The organism is Xanthomonas hydrangeae, from assembly GCF_032697525.1.
GTDB classification, from domain to species: domain Bacteria; phylum Pseudomonadota; class Gammaproteobacteria; order Xanthomonadales; family Xanthomonadaceae; genus Xanthomonas; species Xanthomonas hydrangeae.
This window is the reverse complement of record NZ_CP103836.1, coordinates 5,243,592-5,265,900: the sequence shown is the minus strand read 5'-3', so window position 1 is coordinate 5,265,900 and position 22,309 is coordinate 5,243,592. Positions and strand designations below refer to the sequence as shown.

General features: G+C 65.1%; 23 protein-coding genes and 1 tRNA gene. 22 read left to right on the top strand and 2 right to left on the bottom strand.

Features of this window, described 5'->3' with window-relative positions:
- Positions 1-169 precede the first annotated feature (169 nt).
- The 4 genes from NYR97_RS22265 to NYR97_RS22250 all read left to right on the top strand — a co-directional run bounded on the left by NYR97_RS22265 (position 170) and on the right by NYR97_RS22250 (position 4,117).
- Positions 170-2,101, top strand: coding sequence for a type IV pilus assembly protein FimV (locus tag NYR97_RS22265; RefSeq protein WP_316695847.1), 1,932 nt, complete (start codon positions 170-172; stop codon positions 2,099-2,101).
- Positions 2,098-2,505: a VOC family protein gene (locus NYR97_RS22260; protein ID WP_316695846.1), complete on the top strand. Its 408-nt coding sequence runs from the start codon at positions 2,098-2,100 to the stop codon at positions 2,503-2,505. Before NYR97_RS22265 ends, NYR97_RS22260 begins: the two co-directional genes overlap by 4 nt.
- Positions 2,506-2,678: 173 nt before the next feature.
- Positions 2,679-3,452, top strand: coding sequence for a tRNA pseudouridine(38-40) synthase TruA (gene truA / locus NYR97_RS22255; RefSeq protein ID WP_205394356.1), 774 nt, complete (start codon positions 2,679-2,681; stop codon positions 3,450-3,452).
- Entirely contained in the window at positions 3,449-4,117 is a 669-nt protein-coding gene (locus NYR97_RS22250; RefSeq protein ID WP_168957723.1) for a phosphoribosylanthranilate isomerase, read from the top strand. Before truA ends, NYR97_RS22250 begins: the two co-directional genes overlap by 4 nt.
- 165 nt (positions 4,118-4,282) lie before the next feature.
- On the opposite strand, the gene NYR97_RS22245 is transcribed toward NYR97_RS22250, so the two are convergent.
- Entirely contained in the window at positions 4,283-5,212 is a 930-nt protein-coding gene (locus NYR97_RS22245) for a LysR family transcriptional regulator (protein WP_316695844.1), read from the bottom strand.
- 108 nt (positions 5,213-5,320) lie between these two features.
- Here NYR97_RS22245 and trpB point away from each other — a divergent pair, with 108 nt between their 5' ends.
- The 10 genes from trpB to NYR97_RS22195 all read left to right on the top strand — a co-directional run bounded on the left by trpB (position 5,321) and on the right by NYR97_RS22195 (position 16,299).
- A complete protein-coding gene (gene trpB, locus NYR97_RS22240; RefSeq protein WP_316695842.1) occupies positions 5,321-6,538 on the top strand; it encodes a tryptophan synthase subunit beta in 1,218 nt (405 codons plus the stop codon).
- Complete coding sequence (locus NYR97_RS22235) at positions 6,535-7,050, top strand: hypothetical protein (protein WP_425613017.1); 516 nt, start codon at positions 6,535-6,537, stop codon at positions 7,048-7,050. Before trpB ends, NYR97_RS22235 begins: the two co-directional genes overlap by 4 nt.
- Positions 7,047-7,865: a tryptophan synthase subunit alpha gene (trpA, locus tag NYR97_RS22230; protein ID WP_316695839.1), complete on the top strand. Its 819-nt coding sequence runs from the start codon at positions 7,047-7,049 to the stop codon at positions 7,863-7,865. Before NYR97_RS22235 ends, trpA begins: the two co-directional genes overlap by 4 nt.
- 476 nt (positions 7,866-8,341) lie before the next feature.
- On the top strand, positions 8,342-9,226 hold the full coding sequence (accD, locus tag NYR97_RS22225) for an acetyl-CoA carboxylase, carboxyltransferase subunit beta (RefSeq protein ID WP_316695838.1): 885 nt from the start codon (positions 8,342-8,344) through the stop codon (positions 9,224-9,226).
- An 82-nt stretch (positions 9,227-9,308) separates the two neighbouring features.
- Positions 9,309-10,658, top strand: coding sequence for a phosphoglucosamine mutase (glmM, locus tag NYR97_RS22220; protein ID WP_316695837.1), 1,350 nt, complete (start codon positions 9,309-9,311; stop codon positions 10,656-10,658).
- A 125-nt stretch (positions 10,659-10,783) separates the two neighbouring features.
- Positions 10,784-11,722, top strand: coding sequence for an isopenicillin N synthase family dioxygenase (locus NYR97_RS22215; RefSeq protein ID WP_205394363.1), 939 nt, complete (start codon positions 10,784-10,786; stop codon positions 11,720-11,722).
- A 206-nt stretch (positions 11,723-11,928) separates the two neighbouring features.
- A complete protein-coding gene (locus NYR97_RS22210; protein WP_316695833.1) occupies positions 11,929-12,618 on the top strand; it encodes a methylamine utilization protein in 690 nt (229 codons plus the stop codon).
- Positions 12,615-14,999: a putative bifunctional diguanylate cyclase/phosphodiesterase gene (locus tag NYR97_RS22205; RefSeq protein WP_316695832.1), complete on the top strand. Its 2,385-nt coding sequence runs from the start codon at positions 12,615-12,617 to the stop codon at positions 14,997-14,999. The genes NYR97_RS22210 and NYR97_RS22205 overlap by 4 nt, the downstream gene beginning before the upstream one ends.
- Complete coding sequence (locus NYR97_RS22200; RefSeq protein WP_316695830.1) at positions 14,996-15,871, top strand: DUF3034 family protein; 876 nt, start codon at positions 14,996-14,998, stop codon at positions 15,869-15,871. The genes NYR97_RS22205 and NYR97_RS22200 overlap by 4 nt, the downstream gene beginning before the upstream one ends.
- A complete protein-coding gene (locus NYR97_RS22195; protein ID WP_006450572.1) occupies positions 15,871-16,299 on the top strand; it encodes a group I truncated hemoglobin in 429 nt (142 codons plus the stop codon). The genes NYR97_RS22200 and NYR97_RS22195 overlap by 1 nt, the downstream gene beginning before the upstream one ends.
- Positions 16,300-16,371: 72 nt before the next feature.
- Here the strand turns inward: NYR97_RS22195 and NYR97_RS22190 are convergent, their stop codons facing one another.
- Complete coding sequence (locus tag NYR97_RS22190) at positions 16,372-17,172, bottom strand: SDR family NAD(P)-dependent oxidoreductase (protein ID WP_316695829.1); 801 nt, start codon at positions 17,170-17,172, stop codon at positions 16,372-16,374.
- A 112-nt stretch (positions 17,173-17,284) separates the two neighbouring features.
- Here NYR97_RS22190 and tpiA point away from each other — a divergent pair, with 112 nt between their 5' ends.
- The 8 genes from tpiA (at position 17,285) to nuoE (ending at position 22,306) form a co-directional block, all read left to right on the top strand.
- Positions 17,285-18,040: a triose-phosphate isomerase gene (tpiA, locus tag NYR97_RS22185; RefSeq protein ID WP_316695828.1), complete on the top strand. Its 756-nt coding sequence runs from the start codon at positions 17,285-17,287 to the stop codon at positions 18,038-18,040.
- A 33-nt stretch (positions 18,041-18,073) separates the two neighbouring features.
- Positions 18,074-18,547, top strand: a complete 474-nt coding sequence (secG, locus tag NYR97_RS22180) for a preprotein translocase subunit SecG (RefSeq protein WP_023904461.1) — start codon at positions 18,074-18,076, stop codon at positions 18,545-18,547.
- Between the two features lie 49 nt (positions 18,548-18,596).
- Positions 18,597-18,681: transfer RNA gene (locus NYR97_RS22175), tRNA-Leu, on the top strand.
- Between the two features lie 106 nt (positions 18,682-18,787).
- Complete coding sequence (locus NYR97_RS22170) at positions 18,788-19,144, top strand: NADH-quinone oxidoreductase subunit A (protein ID WP_006450567.1); 357 nt, start codon at positions 18,788-18,790, stop codon at positions 19,142-19,144.
- On the top strand, positions 19,135-19,689 hold the full coding sequence (locus NYR97_RS22165; RefSeq protein ID WP_006450566.1) for a NuoB/complex I 20 kDa subunit family protein: 555 nt from the start codon (positions 19,135-19,137) through the stop codon (positions 19,687-19,689). Before NYR97_RS22170 ends, NYR97_RS22165 begins: the two co-directional genes overlap by 10 nt.
- Positions 19,690-19,725: 36 nt before the next feature.
- Positions 19,726-20,478, top strand: a complete 753-nt coding sequence (locus NYR97_RS22160; protein ID WP_316695826.1) for an NADH-quinone oxidoreductase subunit C — start codon at positions 19,726-19,728, stop codon at positions 20,476-20,478.
- A complete protein-coding gene (locus NYR97_RS22155; protein WP_316695824.1) occupies positions 20,475-21,782 on the top strand; it encodes an NADH-quinone oxidoreductase subunit D in 1,308 nt (435 codons plus the stop codon). The genes NYR97_RS22160 and NYR97_RS22155 overlap by 4 nt, the downstream gene beginning before the upstream one ends.
- Positions 21,779-22,306: an NADH-quinone oxidoreductase subunit NuoE gene (nuoE, locus tag NYR97_RS22150; RefSeq protein ID WP_006450563.1), complete on the top strand. Its 528-nt coding sequence runs from the start codon at positions 21,779-21,781 to the stop codon at positions 22,304-22,306. The genes NYR97_RS22155 and nuoE overlap by 4 nt, the downstream gene beginning before the upstream one ends.
- The last annotated feature ends 3 nt before the right edge of the window (positions 22,307-22,309 follow it).

Sequence of the window (22,309 nt, the reverse complement as noted above, 5' to 3'; positions counted from 1 at the left end):
CCAGCGATGCCTCGTCGCGCGCAAGCGCGCTCCTACCCAATACGCTGCCGATGGCCTGCTGCATGGATGCCGCATCGCGACGGCATGTGCACCCCCGCGCGAGGCGGCCGACTTTTTCGCTCATTCAGCGGCTATATTGATGCCCATGAAACATAGGGGCGGGGGCGCGATGCGTCCGATACAAGCGATAGGTGCGTTGCTGCTGATGGTCTGCAGTGGCACCGCCATGGCGTTAGGGTTGGGCGATATCAGGGTGCTGTCCAGGCCTGGGCAACCGCTGGTGGCCGAGATTCCGGTCATCTCCAACGAACCGGGCGAACTCGACAACGCCCGTGTGGCGCTGGCATCGGCGACAACCTTCGCGCGGGTTGGCCTGGAGCGCCCGCAGGGCCTGGTCAGCAGCCTGCAGTTCCAGTTCGCGCAGGATGCGCGCGGGCGTGCGGTGATCCGCGTGACCAGCAGCCAGGTGGTCGACCAGCCGGCGATCAACTTCCTGATCGAAGTGGAGTGGGGCCAGGGGCGTCTGGTGCGCGAGTATTCCGCGCTGGTCGATGCGCCCAACACCGCTGCTGCGATCGCCGGGCCGGCCATCGAGGCGCCACGCGCCGGTGCCAACAATACAATCCTCCGCCAGTCCCCGGTGTCGACGCCGGCTGCCGCAGGCGCCGATCAAAACACTGCCGCTACCGCACCAACTGCACGCCGCGGTGCAAGCCCCGCCGCTGCCGCGCAGGCCGGCGATGCATTGCCGGCGGTGCGCTCCGGCCAGACCTTGTCGGAAATCGCCGCCGCAGTGGCGCGCTCCAGCGGGCATTCGCTGGATCAGACCATGCTGGCGCTGTTGCGGACCAACCCCGAGGCCTTCATCGGCGGAAATATCAATCGCTTGAAGCAGGGCGCGGTGCTGCGGACGCCGCAGGAAGAGGCGCTGGCCCAGGTCGGTGCGGCCGAAGCGGCGGTGATGGTGCGCGAGCAGGCCGCCCAATGGCGGCAGGCGCGTTCGGCGATTCCGCAGCCGGCCGACGCCGGCGCGGCTGCCGCGACACCGCCTACAGCCGCAGCACCTGCTGCGCCCACCACTGCGGGGGCCGGCGCGCGGCTCGAGATCGCCCCGGCAGTGGCGAGTCAGACCAACACCGCCGGCGCCACGTCCGGCACCAGTGCCGAAGGCGAGGGCGAGATGGCGGCCAACCAACAGTTGCAACAGGCCAGGGAAGACATCGCCACCCGCGATGCCGAATTGCAGGATCTACGCACGCGCGTGGCCGATCTGGAAAAACTCAAGCAGCAACAGCAAGCCTTGATCGCAATGAAGAACACCGATCTGGCCGCCGCGCAGAAGCGCCTGTCGGAGACGCCGGCTGCGGCGGAGCAGGGCGGCGGTTTCCCGCTGTGGTTGATTGGCGGGCTGGTGTTGATCGTTGCGGCCGTGGTCGCATGGCTGGCTGCGCGTCGCCGCAAACCCTCGCCGCTGCCGCCGTTGCCGCGTCGTCAGTTCGACTTCGTGCCGGTGGGTGCTGCAGCCGAGACGGAAGAGCCGCAGGATGCCGAGCTCGCCACCCAGCCCAGCGAATATGACGTGGTGCACGAGACCGAATTCGAGCAGGCCAATCTGCGCGAAGACGAGCGCGCTTACGATGCGCAGCAGCCGCTGTCGGAAGTGTTGCGCCGCGAGCCGCTGCTGTCTGAGCCAGCGCCTGCGCCGGTCGTGGTCACCAGCGAGGATTGGCGGTCGTTGCGTGCAACGCCGCCGGTTCCGGTGGCTGTGCCGGAGTACGTTGAGCCAGCGCCTGCGCCTGCGCCGGAACTGGAGCCGGAGCCGGAGCACGCAATCAGCGATCTTCCGCCAGTCGCGCCGTCTGCAGCGGTTGCCACCCAGGACAGCCTGGATTTCGCGCAATCTCCCATTGCTCCCGCCGCGCCTGACGCACAGACGTACAGGGAATTCGCGTCCGCAGGCCGCGATCGGCTGGAGCTGGCAGTGGCCTATATGGATCTGGGCGACAAGGACACCGCACGCGGACTGTTGCTGGAAGTCGCCGCCACCGGCGATGAGGCTACTCGTGCCGAAGCGGCCGAATTGCTGGAGCAGCTGACATGAGCCCGGCCATGGACAGCCTTGCCGCAGACGAGCGTGCCGCACGCGAGCGTCGCATCGATTACGTGGAGTTCGCCTCGATCGATCCGGACGCCAGTCGCGCGTTTTTCGAACAGGTTTTCGGCTGGCAATTTCAGGCCTATGGCCCGGATTACCTGGCCTTCAACGACGGGCGCCTGGACGGTGGTTTCTACCGTGCCACTGCGCCGGCAGCGGCCGAAGCGGGTCCGCTGGTAGTGCTGTATGCCGACGACCTGGCGCCAGTGATCGAGCGTATACGTGCCGCAGGTGGCGAGATCGTCAAGCCGGTGTTCGGCTTCCCGGGCGGCAGCAGATTTCATTTCCGGGAGCCCGGTGGCACGACGCTGGCGGTGTGGTCCGAGCGCGCCGCCGCGCAGGGCGACTGACAAACCACTGCGCTCAGCGTCAGGCGCGCGCGGTCGGTGCCCGGTGCGGTATCGCCACTCCCCACACTGAGGTGCTTGCGCGCGGTTTGTGCCCTCATTGAAGATCGCTCGCGACGCTTTGCCGGCCGCGCTTGGTCCGCACACTCAATCGATTCAACAACAGGCAGGTTCCGATGCGTTACGCGCTGGGCGTGGAGTACGACGGCAGCGAGTTTCAAGGCTGGCAGCAATTGGGCGAACACGGCGGGCCGACGGTGCAGGCCAGGTTGCAGGCGGCCCTGTCGTCGGTCGCCGATGCTCCGGTACAGGTGATCTGCGCAGGCCGCACCGATGCCGGCGTCCACGGCGAATGCCAGGTGGTGCATTTCGACAGCGACGCGCACCGCGACCCGCGCAGCTGGACGTTGGGTACCACCGCGCGGCTGCCGCCCTCGATCGCGGTGCGCTGGTGCGTGCCGGCGGCGGCCGACTTCCATGCGCGGTTTTCCGCACGTGCTCGCCGTTATCGTTATCGTCTGCTCAATCGGCAGATACGCCCCGCGCTGTATCGGCAGACCTTGAGCTGGGAGCGGCGCCCGCTGGATGCAGATGCCATGCACACAGCGGCGCAGGCCTTGTTGGGCGAGAACGACTTCAACGCATTTCGCAGCGTGCAATGCCAGGCGCCGCATGCACGCCGCAACCTGCAGGCCATCAGCGTGCAGCGGATTGGCGAAGTGGTGGAGATGCAGGTCCAGGCCAATGCATTCCTTCATCACATGGTGCGGAATATTGTTGGCTCGCTGATCCTGGTCGGAACCGGAGAACAACCGGTCGACTGGATCGCGACGTTGCTGGCCGGACGCGACCGCTCTGTGGCCGGGCCGACGGCGCCGCCACAAGGCCTGGTGTTCGTCGGGCCGTTGTATCCCGCAGAGTGGCATCTGCCTGCTGAGGTCACCCAATGAATCGATCGCTGTACCGCACCCGTATCAAGTTCTGTGGCATGACCCGCGCCGGCGATATTCGACTGGCAGGCGAGTTGGGTGTGGACGCGGTAGGTTTCATTTTTGCGCACGGCAGCCCGCGCCGCGTGGCACCGGCCGAGGCGCGCGCGATGCGGCAGGCCACCGCGCCGATGGTCGATGTGGTGGCGCTGTTCCGCAACAATTCCAAGGAAGAAGTGCGCGAGGTGGTGCGCACCGTACGCCCGACCTTGCTGCAGTTCCATGGCGAAGAAGACGACGCGTTCTGCCGTAGTTTCAATCTTCCCTATCTCAAGGCCGTGCCGATGGGCAGCACCGGCGTCAATGGTGAAGACGCCAACGCGCGCACCTTGCAGCTGGCCTATCCCAATACAGCCGGCTTCCTGTTCGACAGCCATGCGCCCGGCGCAGGCGGCGGCACCGGCAAGACCTTCGACTGGTCGCGGTTGCCGACCGGCCTGCATCGCCCGTTCCTGCTGGCCGGCGGCATCACGGCCGACAACGTGTTCGACGCCATCGTGGCGACGCTGCCATGGGGCGTGGACGTGTCCAGCGGCGTGGAGCTGGCGCCCGGCATCAAGGACGGCCACATGATGCGCAAGTTCGTCGAAGAAGTGCGCCGGGCCGATTGCCACGAGATGTCGTGAGATTCGGGACTAGGGATTAGGGATTAGGCAAGCGGAGCTCGGGGCTTGTGCCGCTGTTTTGGAGCGCTAGTCGCCGCTACACATTGTTCTTGGTCGCTCGCCTTTCCGGCTAACCATCGCTCAGCCGCTTGCTTCTTGAACGACGCGGTTGCTTGATGGCTGCACTTAGCCGTGCGCGATATCTATTGCAGGTGTCTGCACCTGATCTTCAGTCAGTGCACCGCGTAACCAGCCTGCAAGCTGCTCGATCCGCGGATCCGGATTGCGTTTTGCGGCGCACAGCACCCAGCGCCCGCGCGTCGGCGTGAATCCCCAGGGCGCCAGCAGGCGTCCGGCGGCCAGATCTGCTGTGACCAACGGTTGCGGTGCGATTGCCACCCCCAGACCGGCGGCAGCGGCTTCCAGTAAATAGACCAGATGTTCGAATTCGGTCCCGAAGCGCAGCGCCTCGGGTGCCACACCATGTGCCTGCGCCCATTCCGGCCAGGCCTGCAGGCGCGAGCGCGTGTGCAGCAAGGCGTGATCGAGCAGGGCGGTAGGGTCGTTTCCGTCGAGCTGCGTCGTGGATGCAAGCTGCGGGCTCAGCACCGGGCCGATCCATTCCACGCCCAGCTCGTGCACCTGCCATTCGCCGGGCCAGGGCGGAGTGTCCAGCAGCAGCGCCGCATCCAGGCCATCCAGGTCCGGGCCTGGCGCTTGTTCGCTAGCCGACAGATGCAGCCGCACGTCCGGCAGGTCCTGCTGCAGCCGGCCCAGGTGCGGAATGACCCAGCGCGCCAGCAGACTGCCCGAACAGCCCAGCACCAGCGGCGTCTCGCTGCCGGGGCGTCGCAACAGCCCAGCCCAGGTCTCGCCGATCAAGGCAAAGCCTTCACCGGTCGCATCGCGCAGACGCGTGCCCGCTGCCGTCAACACAAGGCCACGCCCCTGGCGGGTGAACAGGGCGGTTCCGAGCAATTGCTCCAGGGTGCGCACATGCCGGCTGATGGCGCCATGGGTAACGTGCAGTTCCTGCGCAGCCCGGCTGACGCTCTGCAGGCGCGCGGCAGATTCGAAGGCGCGCAAGGCCGTCAGCGGCGGAAGCGGGTAACTCATTGTGTGAGTCCAGATCACAGGTTGCGGCAATCTTATCGATTTAACGCACCGGTTGGCTGCGCTAAAGTGCGTGCTTCTCGTATGACCGCATTGCTGCAGAGGATTTCCATGTCGGCCCAGCCCATCAGTGACTTTTACGCCTATCCGGACGCTGCCGGCCACTTCGGCAAATTCGGTGGCCGGTTCGTCGCCGAGACCTTGATCGGCCCCTTGCAGGAGCTGTCTGCCGCCTACGACCAGGCGCGCCAGGATCCGACCTTCATTGCCGAATACGACAAGGATCTCAAGCACTACGTTGGCCGGCCCAGTCCGATCTATCACGCCGAGCGCCTGAGCCGCGAAGTGGGCGGGGCGCAGATCCTGCTCAAGCGCGAAGACCTGAATCACACCGGCGCGCACAAGATCAACAACACCATTGGCCAGGCCCTGCTGGCCAGCCGCATGGGCAAGACCCGCATCATCGCCGAGACCGGCGCCGGCCAGCATGGCGTGGCCAGCGCCACCGTCGCCGCGCGGCTGGGCCTGGAGTGCGTGGTCTACATGGGCGCCACCGACATCGAACGGCAGAAGATCAATGTCTACCGCATGAAGCTGCTCGGCGCGACGGTGATCCCGGTGACCTCCGGCTCGGCCACGCTCAAGGACGCGCTCAACGAGGCGATGCGCGACTGGGTCACCAATGTGCAGGACACCTTCTACATCATCGGCACCGTGGCCGGCCCGGATCCGTATCCGCGCATGGTGCGCGACTTCAACGCGATAGTCGGCCGCGAGGCGCGCGCGCAGATGCTGGAAGACTACGGCCGTCTGCCAGATGCGCTCAGCGCCTGCGTCGGCGGCGGCAGCAATGCGATCGGCCTGTTCCATGCCTTCCTCAACGACCCGGGCGTCAAGATCTACGGCGCCGAAGCGGCCGGCGACGGTATCGCCACCGGTCGCCATGCCGCCTCGATCGCAGCCGGTCGCCCCGGTGTGCTGCACGGCAACCGCACCTATGTGATCTGCGACGACGACGGCCAGATCACCGAAACCCATTCGATCTCCGCCGGCCTGGATTACCCGGGCGTCGGTCCGGAGCATTCGTTCCTGTCCGACAGTGGCCGCGCGGTCTATCAGGGCATCACCGACGACGAAGCGATGGCCGCGTTCCACCTGCTGGCGCATACCGAAGGCATCCTGGCCGCGCTCGAGTCCAGCCATGCGGTGGCGCAGTCGATCAAGCTCGCCCGCGAGATGCCCAAGGACGCGTTGATCCTATGCAACCTGTCCGGCCGGGGCGACAAGGATGTGCACACCATCGCCGCGCGCGAGGGTCTGGTGCTGTGATCGAACGGCGCATGCGCAGCTTCGTCGGCGGCGTCGCGCTGCTGTCTGCGTCTGCGCTGGCCGTCGCTGCGGCGGCGCCGGCGCTGGATCGCAGTGGCCCGGTACGCGTAGGCCAGCGTTTTGCCGAGCTTGCGCCGCAAGCGGCCTGGAAGCGTTTCAACGTCGGCCCGGTCGAAAGCTGCGACTACGTGGAGGCGGGGCTGCTTCCCGCCGGCGTGTCGATGATGCTGCAGGACGGGCGTGTCGTGCGCTTCGACGTCACCGATGCTGCGACGGTTGGTCCGTTCGGCATTTCCATCGGCGATAGCGAAACCGCTGCGCGTGCGCGCCTGCCGGCAGGCTATCGCGTCGAACCGCAGCATGATGGCGACGGTGACGGCAACGATCTTTATTTGACTTGGCGCGATCCGCACAGCGGGTTCGCGGTTCGCTATGAAACCGGAGAAGGCAGCGTGAGATTGATGTATTGGGGAACCTGGGACGCCGTGCAGTTGGTGGAGGGGTGCGCATGAGTCGTCTGCCCGACCGCATCGCCGCGCGTTTCGACGCGTTGCGCCATTCCGGCCGCAAGGCCCTGATTCCCTTCGTCACTGCCGGCGATCCGTCGCTGGAGGCCATCGTGCCGGTGATGCATGCGCTGGTGCGTGCCGGTGCCGACGTGATCGAACTCGGCGTGCCGTTTTCCGACCCGATGGCCGACGGCCCCACCATCCAGCGCAGCTCCGAGCGCGCGCTGGGCCGTGGTGCCGGCCTGGCCTATGTGCTGGAAGCGGTGCACGAATTCCGCCGCGAAGACCCCACCACCCCGGTGGTGCTGATGGGCTACCTCAACCCGATCGAGATCCACGGCACCCGGCGCTTTGCCGAGGCCGCCGTCGCCGCCGGAGTGGATGGCTTGCTATTGGTGGATCTGCCGCCCGAAGAGGCCGCCGAGACCCGCGCCATCTTCACCGAGGTCGGCCTGGCGTTGATCGCGCTGGCCTCGCCGACCACCAGCGAGCAGCGTCTGGACATGCTGTGCAGCAGCGCCCAGGGGTATCTGTATTACGTCAGCTTCGCCGGCGTCACTGGCGCTTCGAATCTGCTCGACACCACCGCAGCGGGCGATCGCCTGCGCCAGCTGCGCCTGCGTGCCGGCGCCCCGGTGGTGGCCGGTTTTGGCATCAAGGACGCGGCCAGCGCCGCCGCAATGGCCGTGGATGCCGACGGCGTAGTCGTTGGTAGCGCCCTGGTCGCTGCCCTGGCCGAAGCCCCCGATGTCCGCACCGCCTGCGAATACGCCGAAGCGTTCCTGACCCCGCTCCGCCAGGCACTGGATCATCCCTGAAACCAGCTCAAAGCCCCTCTCGCGTTCCGTGCACGTGGCTTCGCCCGTACCCTCATCCGCCCCTGCGGGGCACCTTCTCCCGACGGGAGAAGGGATCAAGCCCCTCTCCAGCGGGGCGAGAAGGCACGGCTTGCGCGCCACTGGCGTGCGTGCCTTGGAGCGCTCGCGCCGCAAGCGCGGTCCGGGGCGCGGAGCGGGGGTTGGGGTGAGGGTTCGGGCGAAGCCACGTGTCTCCCAACCACAAGTGCACGTAAGCAAACACAAGTGCATGTAAACCAGAGGAAGGCGCAGCACAACCAACCGACCTTCACTCCAAACACCCGCGCAACCACCTAGAACCAAGTTCGCAGCAAGCCCTCCGAACTGCCACCAAGTTCCACATTCATCCCCCGCGCTACCTCGCTTTTCCCGCAGCGCGTTAGACTTACGCCCCTCTGCGGCCCGTAAGGCCGCCCTGCATGGATTGTCATACACGCATGAGCTGGCTCAGCAAATTGATGCCCTCCGGCATCCGCACCGAGAACACCCCGGCCAAGAAGCGCAGCGTCCCCGAGGGCCTGTGGGAAAAGTGCAGCAATTGCGGCAGCGCGCTGTACGGCCCCGAGCTGGAGGAAAACCTGGAGGTGTGTCCGAAATGCGACCACCACATGGCGATCCGCGCGCGCGCGCGCCTGAACTCGCTGTTCGATCCCGACACCGCGACCACCGAGATCGCCGCCCAACTGGGCCCGGTCGACGTGCTCAAGTTCAAGGACCAGAAGCGCTACGGCGAGCGCATCAAGGCCAGCCAGAAGAGCAGCGGCGAGTACGATGCACTGATCGCCATGCGCGGCACGCTCAAGGGCAATCCGCTGGTCGCCGCCGCCTTCGACTTCGCCTTCATGGGCGGCTCGATGGGCTCGGTGGTCGGCGAGCGCTTCGCACGCGCGGCCGAAGTGGCGCTGGAAGTCGGCTGCCCGTTCGTGTGCTTCTCCGCCAGTGGCGGCGCACGCATGCAGGAAGGCCTGTTCTCGCTGATGCAGATGGCCAAGACCTCCGCTGCGCTCGGCCGCCTGCGCGAAGCGGGCCTGCCGTACATCTCGGTGCTGACCCATCCCACCACCGGTGGCGTGTCGGCTTCGTTCGCGATGCTGGGCGACATCAACATCGCCGAGCCGCATGCGTTGATCGGTTTCGCCGGCCCGCGCGTGATCGAGCAGACCGTGCGCGAGACCCTGCCGGAAGGCTTCCAGCGTTCGGAGTTCCTGCTCGACCACGGTGCCATCGACCAGATCTGCGACCGCCGCGACATGCGCGACCGCCTCGCCGATCTGACCGCGATGATGATGCGTCAGCCGCATCCGCAGGACGCGGCCGCATGAGGCCAGTGGTTGCGCGCTGGCGCGACACCGTCGCACGCGCCGCTGCGCGTGCGTCCACCCGTAGGCAGGAACACCGCAACGCATGAGCAGTCGCAAGTATTTTGGAACCGACGGCATCCGCGGTCGGGTCGGGCAGGGGGTGATCTCGGCCGATTTCGTGCTGCGGCTGGGCAATGCGCTCGGTCGCGTGCTCACTCAGGGCCGCAGCAAGCGCCCGCTGGTGCTGATCGGCAAGGACACCCGGATTTCCGGCTACATGTTCGAAGCCGCCTTGGAAGCCGGCCTGGTCGCCGCAGGTGCCGACGTGCAGCTGATCGGCCCGATGCCGACTCCGGCCATCGCGTTCCTGACCAACACCCTGCGCGCCGATGCCGGCGTGGTGATCAGCGCCTCGCACAATCCGCATTACGACAACGGCATCAAGTTCTTTTCCGCCGAAGGCGAAAAGCTCGACGACGCTACCGAAGCGGCGATCGAAGCCGCGCTCGACGAGCCGTTCCACACCGTGGAATCGGAGCGTCTGGGCAAGGCGATCCGCACGCGCGATGCGATCGGTCGTTACATCGAATTCTGCAAGGCCAGCGTGGCGCGCGGCTTCACCCTACATGGCTTGCGGATGGTGCTGGATTGCGCGCATGGGGCGACGTATCACATCGCGCCGATGCTGTTTCGCGAGCTGGGTGCGGACGTGGTGGTCATCGGCGCCGCACCGGACGGGCTCAATATCAATGACGGCGTCGGCTCCACGCATATCGATAATCTTGCCGCCAAGGTGCGCGAGAGTGGCGCGCAGCTCGGCATCGCCTTCGATGGCGACGGTGATCGCGTGCTGATGGCAGACGACCAGGGCAACCCGGTCGATGGCGACGATCTGCTCTATGTGCTTGCCCGCTCATGGCAGGCCAGCGGCCGGCTCACCGGCACCGTGGTCGGCACGCTGATGACCAACTACGGCCTGGAACAAGCGCTGGCTGGATTGAACATCCCGTTCCAGCGCGCCAAGGTCGGCGACCGTTACGTGCACCAGGCGTTGGTGGAAGGTGGCGGCACCCTGGGTGGCGAAACCTCCGGCCATCTGCTGTGCCTGGACCGCGCCACCACAGGCGATGGCATCGTCAGTGCGCTGCAGGTCCTCGAGGCCCTGGGACGCGATGGACAGAGCCTGCGCCAGGCCTTGAGCAGCCTGAGCAAGGTGCCGCAGAAGACAATCAACGTGCGTCTGGATGGCGGCGCTGCCAGGGCGATTGTGGAAGCCGCTGGCGTGCAGCAGGCGCTGCAGCAGGCGCAAGCCGCCGTGCAGGGGCGTGGCCGCGCGTTTCTGCGTCCTTCCGGCACCGAGCCGGTGGTGCGCGTGACGGTGGAAGCCGACGACGCCGGCCTGATGCAGGACACGCTGGACCGACTCTCTGGTGCCGTGCGTGACGCGGCGTGAGTCGCTGATCATTGGCGTGTGCGTGGTCTTTGCCAAGGCCGCGACGTTCTACCTGTTGTATCGCCTGCTGTCCTGAGCGGCAGGCCCTCCTTTTTGACTCCTCGACTTCGACTGCAGATATCCGTATGAGCGCCCGCATCCCGACCCTGGACATCACCCGTTTCGACAGCGACCGCGACGCCTTTGTCGCCGAGCTCGGTGCGGCCTATCGGCAGTGGGGCTTTGCCGGCATCCGCAATCACGGCATTGCGCAGGCCGATATCGATGGCGCCTACGAGGTGTTCAAGGCGTTCTTCGCGCTGCCGGAAGAGGTCAAGCAGCGCTACCACGTCAAAGGCAGTGGCGGCGCGCGTGGCTACACCGCGTTCGGTGTGGAAACGGCCAAGGATTCCAGGCATTTCGATCTGAAGGAGTTCTGGCATATCGGCCGCGAGATTCCGGACGACTCGCCGTATCGCGAGGTGATGACGCCGAACCTGTGGCCCGAAGAGGTGCCCGGTTTCCGCGAACGCGGTTACCGCCTGTACCAGCAGCTCGATCAGCTGGGCTCGCGCGTGCTGTCGGCGCTGGCGCTGCATATCGGCCTGCCGCAGGACTATTTCGTCGACAAGACCAACAACGGTAATTCGATCCTGCGGCCGATCCACTACCCGCCGATCACCAGCGACGACATTCCCAACGTGCGTGCCGGTGCGCATGGCGACATCAACTTCATCACCTTGCTGGTCGGTGCCAGCGCGGCCGGTCTGGAAGTGCGTTCCAACGATGGCGAGTGGGTGCCATTCACTGCGGATGCCGACACCATCGTGGTCAATATCGGCGACATGCTGCAGCGCCTGACCAACCATGTGTACCCGTCCACCATCCATCGCGTGGTCAATCCGCCGGGCGAAGCAGCGCGCAAGCCGCGTTATTCGGTGCCGTTCTTCCTGCACCCGAATCCGGACTTCCTGATCGACGTGCTGCCTTCGTGCATCACTGCCGAAAACCCGAGTCGCTATCCCGAGCCGATCACCGCACACGGCTTCCTGGAAGAGCGTCTGCGCGAGATCAAGCTGAAGTAATCCAGCACGCGGTCCCTATCAGCGCGTGCAGCGAATAGCCGCGCTCGCAACACGGGTAATGACCGACACCACAGTTCTGTTCAAAAAATTCCGCTCGCGTCTGGTTAAAGCTTGCGTTCACCTCAGCCGATAACCCAGTCTGATCGCTAGCGCGACGTCGGATTCGCCTGGCGCCCGCTGCCGATTGCACTAGGTTTGGGGGGCGCATGCGGACGCAATGGTTCAAACGGATAGGTGTGGGTTCGGTGTTGCTGGCGTACTGCGCCGCAAGCGCCGTGGTGGCAACGCCTGTCAGCGTGACCGTGGCCGATGCCAACGGCATGTTGGTCGATGCGGTGGTCAGTCTGGAGCCGGCGCGTCCGGCGCCACCCAGTGCTTCCAAGACCGCGGAAATGGATCAGGTCAATTCGCAGTTCGTGCCCGCCGTCCTGGCGGTGCGCACCGGCACCTTGGTGCGCTTTCCGAATAACGATCAGATCCGCCATCAGGTCTATTCCTTTTCGCCTGCCAAGCGTTTCGAATTGCCGCTGTTTCAGGGTACCAAGGCCACACCGATCCGCTTCGATCAGGCAGGCCTGGTGACGATTGGCTGCAATATCCACGACTGGATGCTTGGCTATATCGTGGTGCTGGAGACGCCGTATTTCGGCAAGACCGGCAGCGACGGCCGCGTGCAACTGGATGCACCGGCAGGCACCTACACGCTGCGGGTGTGGCATCCGCGCATCAAGGGCGCCGTGGTCACCGAGCCGTTGCTGCTTGCGCGCGATGCAGTGCAGCGCCGCGTGACCCTGCAGACCACCGGCGCCGCGCCGATGGCGGCACCACCGGATGAACGCGTGCGCGCGCTGCAGGACAAATTCCGTCATGCCGACCCGAAGAAGCCGCATCCATGAAGGCGATGCGTCTGCATACCCGTATCGCGGCCTTGGTGGTCCTGGTCGTGCTCGCCACGCAAGTGCTGACCTTCATCGCAGTGCAGGTCGCCACCGAGCGCAGCGTCAAGGCGCAACTCGGCGAAGAGCTGCAGATCGGCGAACGCGTCTGGGAGCGCATCAATGTGCGCCGCGACGAGCAGCTGATGCAGTCGGCCTCGGTGCTGGCCGACGATTTCGGGTTCCGTGCGGCGGTGGCCAGTGGCGATGTGCCGACCATGCAATCGGCATTGCGCAACCACGCCGCACGCATGTCGGCGCAGACCGCAGTGCTGTTGTCGCCGGATGGCGAATTTCTGACCGGGCTGGCTGATCTGCCGCAAGCCGAACAATTGCGCGCCGTGCAGACCTTGCTGCAACAAGCGCAGCGCGACGGGCGCGCGGTCGGTGTGGTGGCATTGGATCAGCGCATCGTGCGGCTGGCGGTGGTGCAGGTACTGGCGCCGAGCCGGGTGGGCTGGATCGCGATCGGCAACGAATCCGGCGATGGGCTTGCGCAGGACTTCCGTACCACCACCGGGCTGGATGCGACCTTCTTCACCGATGGCCCGCCGGTGCGCGTACTGGCCTCCACGTTGGAGCCGGCCGCGCGCGCCGAGTTCCCGCAGCAGCTGCCCGCCGCCGAAGCGGGGCAGGGCGAAGCGATCCCGCTGACGCTGGCCGACGCGCGTTACCTGGTCAAACTGCAATCGATCCAGGGCGACAGTCATGTGCGGGTCGCCTTGCAGGCCTCGTTGGATCGCGCAGTCGCACCGTATCGCATCCTTAAATTGCGCATCCTGGCGCTCGCCGGCCTGGCGACGGCTGCTGCGCTCGGCGTGGCGATCTTCCTGGCGCGCAGCGTCAGCAAGCCGGTCGCGCAATTGGTGCAGGCGGCACGGCGCATCCAGCGCGGCGATTACCACACCGCGGTGCAGGTGCCGCCCGGACGCGAACTGGCCGAGCTGGCCGACAGCTTCGGGCGCATGCAGCAGCAGATCGCCAGCCGCGAGCAGCACATCCTGCATCAGGCGCGCCACGATGCCTTGACCGGCCTGCCCAATCGCATCTGGCTGCTGGAGCGGCTGCAACAGGTGGTCGACCAGACCGTGGCCTCGGGTGGCACGGCCGCCGTGCTGATCCTGGATCTTGAGCGCTTCAAGGAACTCAACGACAGCCTGGGGCACGACTTCGCCGATCAGGTGCTGGTCGAAGCAGGGCGCCGCCTGGCCGAGGTCGTGCAGGAGCCCAATGTGGTCGGGCGGTTGGGCAGCGACGAATTCATGGTGGTGGTGGCGCAGGCCGATATGACCAGCGTGCAGCAGGATGCGCAGCGATTGCTGCTGCAGCTGCGTCGCCCACTTGCGTTGCCGCAGGCGCGCATCCAGCTGGAAGCCAGTATCGGCATCGCCTTGATCCCCGAACACGGCGCCGATCCGGATACCTTGCTGCGGCGCGCCGATATCGCACGTCGCCAGGGCGGCAATGTCATCACCATCGGTGCCAGCAGCGTGTACCGCCTGGGCCAGGACGAGCAGCATCTGCGTCGTCTAAGGCTCACTGGCGATCTGCGCCAGGCGATTGCCAGCAACGAATTGACCTTGCGCTTCCAGCCCAAAATCTGTTTGCGTAGCGATCGCGTCGAACAGGTCGAGGTGTTGGTGCGCTGGCATCACCCGGTACTCGGGCCGATCGGCCCGGACGAATTCATTCCGCTCGCCGAGCATTCCGGGGTGATCCACCCGCTGACCCGCTATGTGCTGGACGAAGCGCTGCGGTGCCAGGCGCAGTGGCGCAGCCAGGGCCTGGAGCTGGGCATGGCGATCAATCTCTCTGCGCTCGATCTGTCCGACCCCGGCCTGCCGGATTATGTGCGCGGTCGTCTGGAGCATCACGCGGTGGCCGCCGAGCGGGTCACGCTGGAATTGACCGAAAGCGCGTTGATGCGCGATGTCGAATTCGCGCTGCACATGCTGCATCAGCTGCGCAGCGTCGGCGTGCGCCTGTCCATCGACGACTTCGGCACCGGCTATTCCTCGCTGGCGCAGCTCAAGCGCATGCCGGTCAACGAATTGAAGATCGACAAGAGTTTCGTCATGCAATTGGCCGAAGGCACCGACGATGCGTTCATCGTGCGCAGCACGATCGATCTGGGGCATAACCTTGGATTGAGCGTAATCGCCGAAGGCGTGGAAAACGCCACGGCGCTCGGGCTGCTGCGCAGTTATGGCTGCGACATGGTGCAGGGCTATCTGTACGCGCCGCCGCTGGAAGAAGTGCCGTTTGTGGCCTGGTGCATGCGTCAACTCGATCTGGGTCAACTCGATCTGGTGCCGGCCGCGCAAGCAGGAGCGCAACGATGAGCAAGTGGGTGCGTGCTGCGTGGTCTGCTGCAGTGTTGGGTTGTTTGGCGCTCATGCCGACACTGGCGATCGCTGCAGAAGGGCGTCTGCTCGCCACCGGCGGCGTGTCGATGATCGAAGGCAGCAGTGGCGGCGGCATCGTGCCGTGGGCCACGCTGTCGGGCTACGGCACGCGCGATGAACTTGCCACCGTGGTGTTCGCCACCCACGTGGACAGCGGCGATTACCGATTGGATGTGCAGGGCGCCGCGCTCACCGTCGGCAACCGGCTGGAGTTGTCGCTCGCGCGGCAACGCCTGGATCTGGGCACATTGCAGGACCGATTGGGCTTGCCGTGGAATGCGCTGGGTCAGGACGTGTTCGGCGCAAAGCTGCGCCTGCATGGCGACCTCGTGTACGGGCGCGCGCCGCAAGTCAGTCTGGGCGTGCAATACAAGCGTTTGCGCAATGGCACGCTGCCCCTGGCGATCGGTGCGCGCGACGACCACGGCACCGATGTGTACGTCAGCGCCAGCCGGCTGTTTCTGCAAGGCGTTGGCGGTTATCAGCTGTTGCTCAACGGTACCCTGCGCGCCACCCGCGCCAATCAGACCGGCTTGCTCGGCTTCGGCGGCGATCGTGGCAACAGCTACCGGTTGGTGGGTGAGGCCAGCGCTGCGGTGATGCTGTCGCCCTCCCTGGCAGTGGGCGTGGAATATCGAGACAAACCGAATAACCTGGGCTTCGCCCGCGAACAGGCCTGGGCAGACGCATTCCTCGCCTGGTTTCCCAGCAAGCAGGTGTCGTTCACTGCGGCCTGGGCAGAGCTTGGCGACATCGCCACGCTTACCGATCAACGCGGTCCCTATCTTTCCTTGCAGGTGGCGTTCTGATGAACCGATGGCTGCGCTGCTGCCTGCTTTGCGTGCTGGGCCTGGTGAGCGCCTGCGCCACCACGCAACCGCGCCAGACGCTCTACGACGAACTCGGCGGGCAAGCCGGGATCGAAGCGCTGGTGGAAACCATGCTCTCGCGCATTGCCGACGATCAACGCATCGTCGATCAGTTCGCGCGGGTCAACATCGTCATGCTCAACGAGCGTCTGGTGCAGAAGTTCTGCCACGTCAGCGATGGGCCATGCCCGGATACCGCCAAGTCGATGAAGCAGGCGCATGCGCATCTGGCCATTCGCGAAGGCGATTTCAATGCCTTGGTCGAGGATCTGAACTGGGCGATGGATCAGCGCAAGATTCCGCGCCGCACGCAGAATCGCTTGCTCGCACGACTGGCGGCAATGCACGGCGACATCGTCAATCACTGACATCCCGTGGGGGCATGGTCATGCAGTCGTGCAGAGCCGTACGCACCTACGCTGATCCACCGCCCAACCGCCTCAATCCAGCGGGCGCACCCGGTGCGATCCGCGCGCCATCAGGCGCAACGCAAGCGCATGCGGCAGCAATCGTAACCCGATATTGACCAGGCGATAGCGCCAGCCCGGCACTGCCAGCACTTGTCCGCGCTCCAGTGCCTCGATGCCGTATTCGGCCACGGCATCGGCCTGCAGCCACGCCCAGCGGGGCAGGGTGGACATCTGCTCGCGTGTGCCGGTGATGTCGTGAAATTCCGACCACGCAAAGCCCGGGCAGAGCGCGCAGACCCTCACTGCACAATCGGCGTTTTCCAGCGCCAGCGATTCGCTGAAGCGCAGCAGGAAGCTCTTGCTTGCCGCATACAGCGTTTGCCCGTCGGCGCTCGGCGTCAGCGCCGCAAACGAGGCCACGTTGAGAATGCGGCCCTGGCCACTGGCGCGGATCATCGGCAACAGCCGCCAGGTCAGCTCGCACACCGCGCCCACCATCACCTGCAGAAAGCGCGCATGCGTGGCCCAGTCGTTGTGCAGATAGCGGCCCGGCACGCCGTAGCCGGCGTTGTTGACCAAGGTGTCTACCGTCCAGCCATTGCGCTGGATCTGCGCAACCAGCATCTCTACCGCCGCAGGGTTAGCCAGATCGGCAGGCAACACTTCGACCCGCACCGACGTCCTTAACTCGTCGGCCAGTGCCTCCAGCCTGTCCACCCGGCGCGCAGTCAGGATCAACGGCACGCCACGCCTGGCGTAAGCGCGCGCAATCTCGCGGCCGATGCCGCTGGAAGCGCCGGTGACCAAGGCGAAGACAGGCGAAACGGACATGGCGGGTTCCTGGTGAAGAGGGGATGGGACAGGCAATGGACAGAAGTGTGCCGGCTGCCGACAGGGCATGGGCTATTCTGTCGCCTGTCTTCCACTCAGGAACCTGCGCCTGATGCGTCGAAAACTCGTTGCCGGAAATTGGAAGCTGCATGGCAGCCGCGCCTTCGCCACCGAACTGGTGGCCCAGATTGCCGCGCACATGCCCCTGGAGGGTGTCGATGTCGTCATCCTGCCGCCACTGCCTTACCTCGGCGATCTGATCGAGGATTTCGAGGAGCATCACCTGTGCTTCGGTGCGCAGGACGTCAGCAGTAACGAAAAGGGCGCCTACACCGGCGAGGTCTCGGCCACGATGCTGGTCGATGTCGGCGCCGAGTACGGGCTGGTCGGCCACTCCGAACGTCGCCAGTACCATCAGGAAAGCAGCGAGTTGGTGGCGCGTAAATTCGCCGCCGCCATGCACGCCGGGTTGATCCCGGTGCTGTGCGTGGGCGAATCGTTGGAGCAGCGCGAAGCGGGCCAGACCGAGGCGGTGCTGCGCGCTCAGCTCGAGCCGGTGCTGGCCCTGGTCGGCAGCGAAGGCTTTGCGCGTGCCGTGCTCGCCTATGAACCGATCTGGGCCATTGGGACCGGCCGTACTGCCAGCCCCGAGCAGGCCCAGGCTGTGCACGCCTTCCTGCGTGGCGAAGTCGCGAAGGTGGATGCTAGAATTGCCGATTCGCTGCCCATCGTGTACGGGGGCAGTGTCAAGCCCGACAACGCCAACGAGCTGTTCGCACAGCCCGATGTCGACGGCGGTCTGGTCGGAGGCGCATCACTGGTCGCCGAAGATTTCCTGGCCATCGCACGCGCGGCGGCCGCTTGTTAACCCATTAAGTTTTGTCCGGGGACGGATTTCGAAATGCTGATGTTGATCCTCAATGTGGTCTACGTGCTGGTCGCGCTGGCGATGATTGCGCTGATCCTGATGCAGCGTGGCGCGGGTGCGGCAGCGGGCTCCGGTTTCGGTGCCGGTGCCTCGGGCACCGTGTTCGGTTCGCAGGGTGCGTCCAACTTCCTGTCCAAGTCGACCAAGTGGCTGGCGGTGGTGTTTTTCAGCATCAGCCTGTTCATGGCGTGGTACGCCACCCATGGCGCGCGTCCCACCGATCAGAATCTTGGCGTGATGTCGCAGTCGGCCACCCCGGCACCGGCCGCCGCCGGCGAGCTGACTCAGCCGTTGCCGCAGGCACCAGCCGCGGGCGCAGTGCCGACCGCTCCGTCGCAGCCATCGCCTGCCGCTGTTCCGGCCGCAGCGCCAGCGCAGTCCGCACCGGCGCAACAAGCGCCTGCGGCACGCGAAGAAAACGCTTCAGAACCAGCACAAAAACGCTGAAGCCGGTTACAATACGCTGCGCACTGGGATGCCCAGCGGCGCAACGTATGCCCAGGTGGCGGAATTGGTAGACGCACTACCTTGAGGTGGTAGCGATTTAGGTCGTAGGGGTTCGAGTCCCCTCTTGGGCACCATTGTTTGGCTGCAGTTCCTGCGCACCGTGGCGATGCCACGCGCGGGTCCTGCTTATACCCCATGCCGGCACGCGGCGCGTGCGGGCAAAGGCAAGAGAGAATCGCTGTGCTGGCCGAATATTTGCCGAGTCTGCTGTTTCTGATCGTCGCCACCGGTATCGGCATCACATTGATGTTGATCGGCCGGTTCCTCGGTCCGCGTAGCCCCGATGCACGCAAGCTCTCGCCGTACGAGTGTGGCTTCGAGGCATTCGAAGACGCGCGCATGAAGTTCGACGTGCGCTACTACCTGATCGCGATCCAGTTCATCGTGTTCGATCTGGAAATCATCTTCATCGTGCCGTGGACGCAGGTGTTCATGGAGATCGGCGCACGTTCGCTGGTCACCATGGGGCTGTTCGTCGGCATGTTGTTCCTCGGTTTTATCTACGTCTGGAAGAAGGGAGCGTTGGAATGGGAGTGATTCAGACCCTCGATCGTCTGATGACCAATCCGATGCCGGAAGGTCGGTTGGACGACATCCTGCGCCCGGAAGGCGAGAATCCGCTGCTCGAAAAGGGCTACGTGACCACCAGCGTCGATGCGCTGTTGAATTGGGCGCGTACCGGTTCGATGTGGCCGATGACCTTCGGTCTGGCCTGCTGCGCAGTCGAGATGATGCATGCCGGCGCGGCGCGCCTGGACCTGGACCGTTACGGCGTGGTGTTTCGCCCGTCGCCCCGCCAGTCCGACGTAATGATCGTGGCCGGCACGCTGGTCAACAAGATGGCGCCGGCGCTGCGTAAGGTCTACGACCAGATGCCGGATCCCAAGTGGGTCATCTCGATGGGCAGCTGCGCCAACGGCGGCGGCTATTACCATTATTCGTATTCGGTGGTGCGCGGTTGCGACCGCATCGTGCCGGTGGACATCTATGTCCCGGGCTGCCCGCCGACCGCCGAGGCGCTGGTCTACGGCATCTTGCAGCTGCAGAAGAAGATCTGGCGTACCCAGACGATCGCGCGCTGATATCCGTCTTCTTCTACCGAGAGCAGCCAAGCCCCCATGGCAGAGCAAGCATCCTCCTTCACTGACCGACTTGCGGCACGTTTCGCCGGTGCGCAGATTGCCGTGGCCTTGCCGCGCGGCGAAGTGACGCTGGAAGTCGCGGCTGCCGATTGGCACGCCACCTGTCTGGCCTTGCGCGACGAGCTCGGTTTCGAGCAGTTGAGCGACCTGTGCGGCGTCGATCACCTGGGCTATGGCAGCGACGAGTGGGATACCGCGGACGTGTCGTCGCAGGGTTTCAGTCGTGGTGTCGAAGGCAAGGCGGTCGGTCGTTTCGCCTGGGGTGAATTTCCCAGCCAGGAAAGCTCCGATGGCGCCCACCCGCAGCACATGCCCAAGCAGCGTTTTGCGGTCGTCGCCCAGCTGATTTCCTACCGGCACAACCAGCGTCTGCGCGTGCGTTGCTACGCGCCGGACGAGCAGGTGCCGGTGGTGGTCTCGCTGACCGATATCTGGCCGGGCGTGAACTGGTTCGAGCGCGAAGCCTTCGATCTGTTCGGCATTGTGTTCGACGGTCACCCGGATCTGCGTCGCATCCTGACCGACTACGGATTCGTCGGCCATCCGTTCCGCAAGGATTTCCCGCTGATCGGCAACGTCGAAGTGCGTTACGACGAAGAGAAAAAGCGCGTGGTGTACGAGCCGGTGACCTCGGTCGAGCCACGCGTCGGTGTGCCGCGCGTGATTCGCGACGATGCCCGTTATGAGACTGCCGCTGGTGAAGTGGGCAAGTCGGAGACTGCCAAGTGAGTGAGTTCCACCAGGCGACTGCCGCCTTCGCTAGCAATCCTGTCGAAAGCAAGCAGGAAATCCGCAATTACACGATGAACTTCGGCCCGCAGCATCCTGCGGCGCACGGCGTGCTGCGCTTGATCCTGGAAATGGACGGCGAAACCGTGGTGCGTGCCGATCCGCATATCGGTCTGCTGCACCGTGGCACCGAGAAGCTGGCCGAGTCCAAGCCGTTCAACCAGTCGGTTCCGTACATGGACCGCCTGGATTACGTGTCGATGATGTGCAACGAGCACGCTTACGTGCGCGCGATCGAGTCCCTGATGGGCATCGAGGCGCCCGAGCGTGCGCAGTACATCCGCACGATGTTCGACGAGATCACCCGCATCAAGAACCACCTGATGTGGCTGGGCTCCAACGCGCTCGACCTGGGTGCGATGGCGGTGATGCTGTATGCGTTCCGCGAGCGCGAAGAGTTGATGGACGTCTACGAGGCGGTCAGTGGCGCGCGCATGCACGCTGCCTACTATCGCCCCGGTGGCGTGTATCGCGATCTGCCCGATCGCATGCCCAAGTACAAGGAATCGCGTTGGCACAAGGGCGGGGCGTTGAAGAAGCTCAATGCCGCGCGCGAAGGCTCGATGCTGGATTTCCTCGAGGACTTCACCAATACCTTCCCGTCGCGCGTTGACGAGTACGAAACGCTGCTGACCGATAACCGTATCTGGAAGCAGCGCACCGTCGATGTCGGCATCATCAGCCCGGATCTGGCCCGTGCCTGGGGCATGACCGGCCCGATGCTGCGTGGCTCCGGTATCGAGTGGGATCTGCGCAAGAAGCAGCCGTATGCCAAGTACGACGCGGTGGAGTTCGATATCCCGGTCGGCACCAACGGCGACTGCTACGACCGCTATCTGGTCCGTGTTGCCGAGATGCGTGAATCCAACCGCATCATCAAGCAGTGCGTGACCTGGCTGAAGGCCAATCCTGGCCCGGTCATGGTCACCAATTTCAAGGTCGCTCCGCCAAGCCGCGAAGGCATGAAGGACGACATGGAAGCGCTGATCCATCACTTCAAGCTGTTCAGTGAAGGCTATTGCGTGCCGGCCGGCGAGACCTATTGCGCCGTCGAAGCACCCAAGGGCGAGTTCGGCTGCTACCTGATGTCCGATGGCGCCAACAAGCCGTTCCGCCTGCATCTGCGCGCGCCGGGCTTTGCGCATCTGTCCTCGATGGACGCAGTGGTGCGTGGCTATTTGCTGGCCGACGTCGTGGCGATGATCGGTACTTACGATTTGGTTTTCGGTGAGGTTGACCGATGAAGGCGACGGGTAATTTCGAAGCGGCGCGCGACGTCGATCCGCAGGTAGTGCTGAGCGAGAAGACGCGCGCGCACATCGATCATTGGCTGAGCAAGTTCCCGCCCGACCGCAAGCGTTCGGCGGTGCTGCAGGGCCTGCATGCTGCGCAAGAGCAGAACCAGGGCTGGCTCACCGATGAGTTGATCGTCGGCGTGGCCAAGTATCTGGAACTGCCGCCGGTGTGGGCCTACGAGGTCGCCAGCTTCTACTCGATGTTCGAGACCGAAAAGGTCGGCCGCCACAACGTGGCGTTCTGCACCAACATCAGCTGCTGGCTCAACGGCGCCGAGGATCTGCTGGCGCACGCCGAGAAGAAACTGGGGTGCAAGCTGGGGCAGTCGACCGCCGATGGCCGGGTCTACCTCAAGCGCGAAGAAGAGTGCCTGGCGGCCTGCTCTGCAGCGCCGATGATGGTCATCAACGGCCATTATCACGAGCACCTGACGAAAGAGAAGGTCGACGCGCTGCTGGACGGGCTGGAGTAAGAC

Bases quoted from the DNA above. Each gene is read 5' to 3' on its own strand.
- trpA (WP_316695839.1), top strand. From the start codon at position 7,047: ATGAGTCGTCTGCCCGACCGCATCGCCGCGCGTTTCGACGCGTTGCGC.
- truA (WP_205394356.1), top strand. From the start codon at position 2,679: ATGCGTTACGCGCTGGGCGTGGAGTACGACGGCAGCGAGTTTCAAGGC.
- NYR97_RS22195 (WP_006450572.1), top strand. From the start codon at position 15,871: ATGAACCGATGGCTGCGCTGCTGCCTGCTTTGCGTGCTGGGCCTGGTG.
- NYR97_RS22245 (WP_316695844.1), bottom strand. From the start codon at position 5,212: ATGAGTTACCCGCTTCCGCCGCTGACGGCCTTGCGCGCCTTCGAATCT.
- NYR97_RS22215 (WP_205394363.1), top strand. From the start codon at position 10,784: ATGAGCGCCCGCATCCCGACCCTGGACATCACCCGTTTCGACAGCGAC.
- trpB (WP_316695842.1), top strand. From the start codon at position 5,321: ATGTCGGCCCAGCCCATCAGTGACTTTTACGCCTATCCGGACGCTGCC.
- nuoE (WP_006450563.1), top strand. From the start codon at position 21,779: ATGAAGGCGACGGGTAATTTCGAAGCGGCGCGCGACGTCGATCCGCAG.
- accD (WP_316695838.1), top strand. From the start codon at position 8,342: ATGAGCTGGCTCAGCAAATTGATGCCCTCCGGCATCCGCACCGAGAAC.
- NYR97_RS22260 (WP_316695846.1), top strand. From the start codon at position 2,098: ATGAGCCCGGCCATGGACAGCCTTGCCGCAGACGAGCGTGCCGCACGC.
- NYR97_RS22200 (WP_316695830.1), top strand. From the start codon at position 14,996: ATGAGCAAGTGGGTGCGTGCTGCGTGGTCTGCTGCAGTGTTGGGTTGT.
- NYR97_RS22190 (WP_316695829.1), bottom strand. From the start codon at position 17,172: ATGTCCGTTTCGCCTGTCTTCGCCTTGGTCACCGGCGCTTCCAGCGGC.
- tpiA (WP_316695828.1), top strand. From the start codon at position 17,285: ATGCGTCGAAAACTCGTTGCCGGAAATTGGAAGCTGCATGGCAGCCGC.
- NYR97_RS22205 (WP_316695832.1), top strand. From the start codon at position 12,615: ATGAAGGCGATGCGTCTGCATACCCGTATCGCGGCCTTGGTGGTCCTG.
- secG (WP_023904461.1), top strand. From the start codon at position 18,074: ATGCTGATGTTGATCCTCAATGTGGTCTACGTGCTGGTCGCGCTGGCG.
- NYR97_RS22265 (WP_316695847.1), top strand. From the start codon at position 170: ATGCGTCCGATACAAGCGATAGGTGCGTTGCTGCTGATGGTCTGCAGT.
- NYR97_RS22250 (WP_168957723.1), top strand. From the start codon at position 3,449: ATGAATCGATCGCTGTACCGCACCCGTATCAAGTTCTGTGGCATGACC.
- glmM (WP_316695837.1), top strand. From the start codon at position 9,309: ATGAGCAGTCGCAAGTATTTTGGAACCGACGGCATCCGCGGTCGGGTC.
- NYR97_RS22210 (WP_316695833.1), top strand. From the start codon at position 11,929: ATGCGGACGCAATGGTTCAAACGGATAGGTGTGGGTTCGGTGTTGCTG.
- NYR97_RS22160 (WP_316695826.1), top strand. From the start codon at position 19,726: ATGGCAGAGCAAGCATCCTCCTTCACTGACCGACTTGCGGCACGTTTC.
- NYR97_RS22165 (WP_006450566.1), top strand. From the start codon at position 19,135: ATGGGAGTGATTCAGACCCTCGATCGTCTGATGACCAATCCGATGCCG.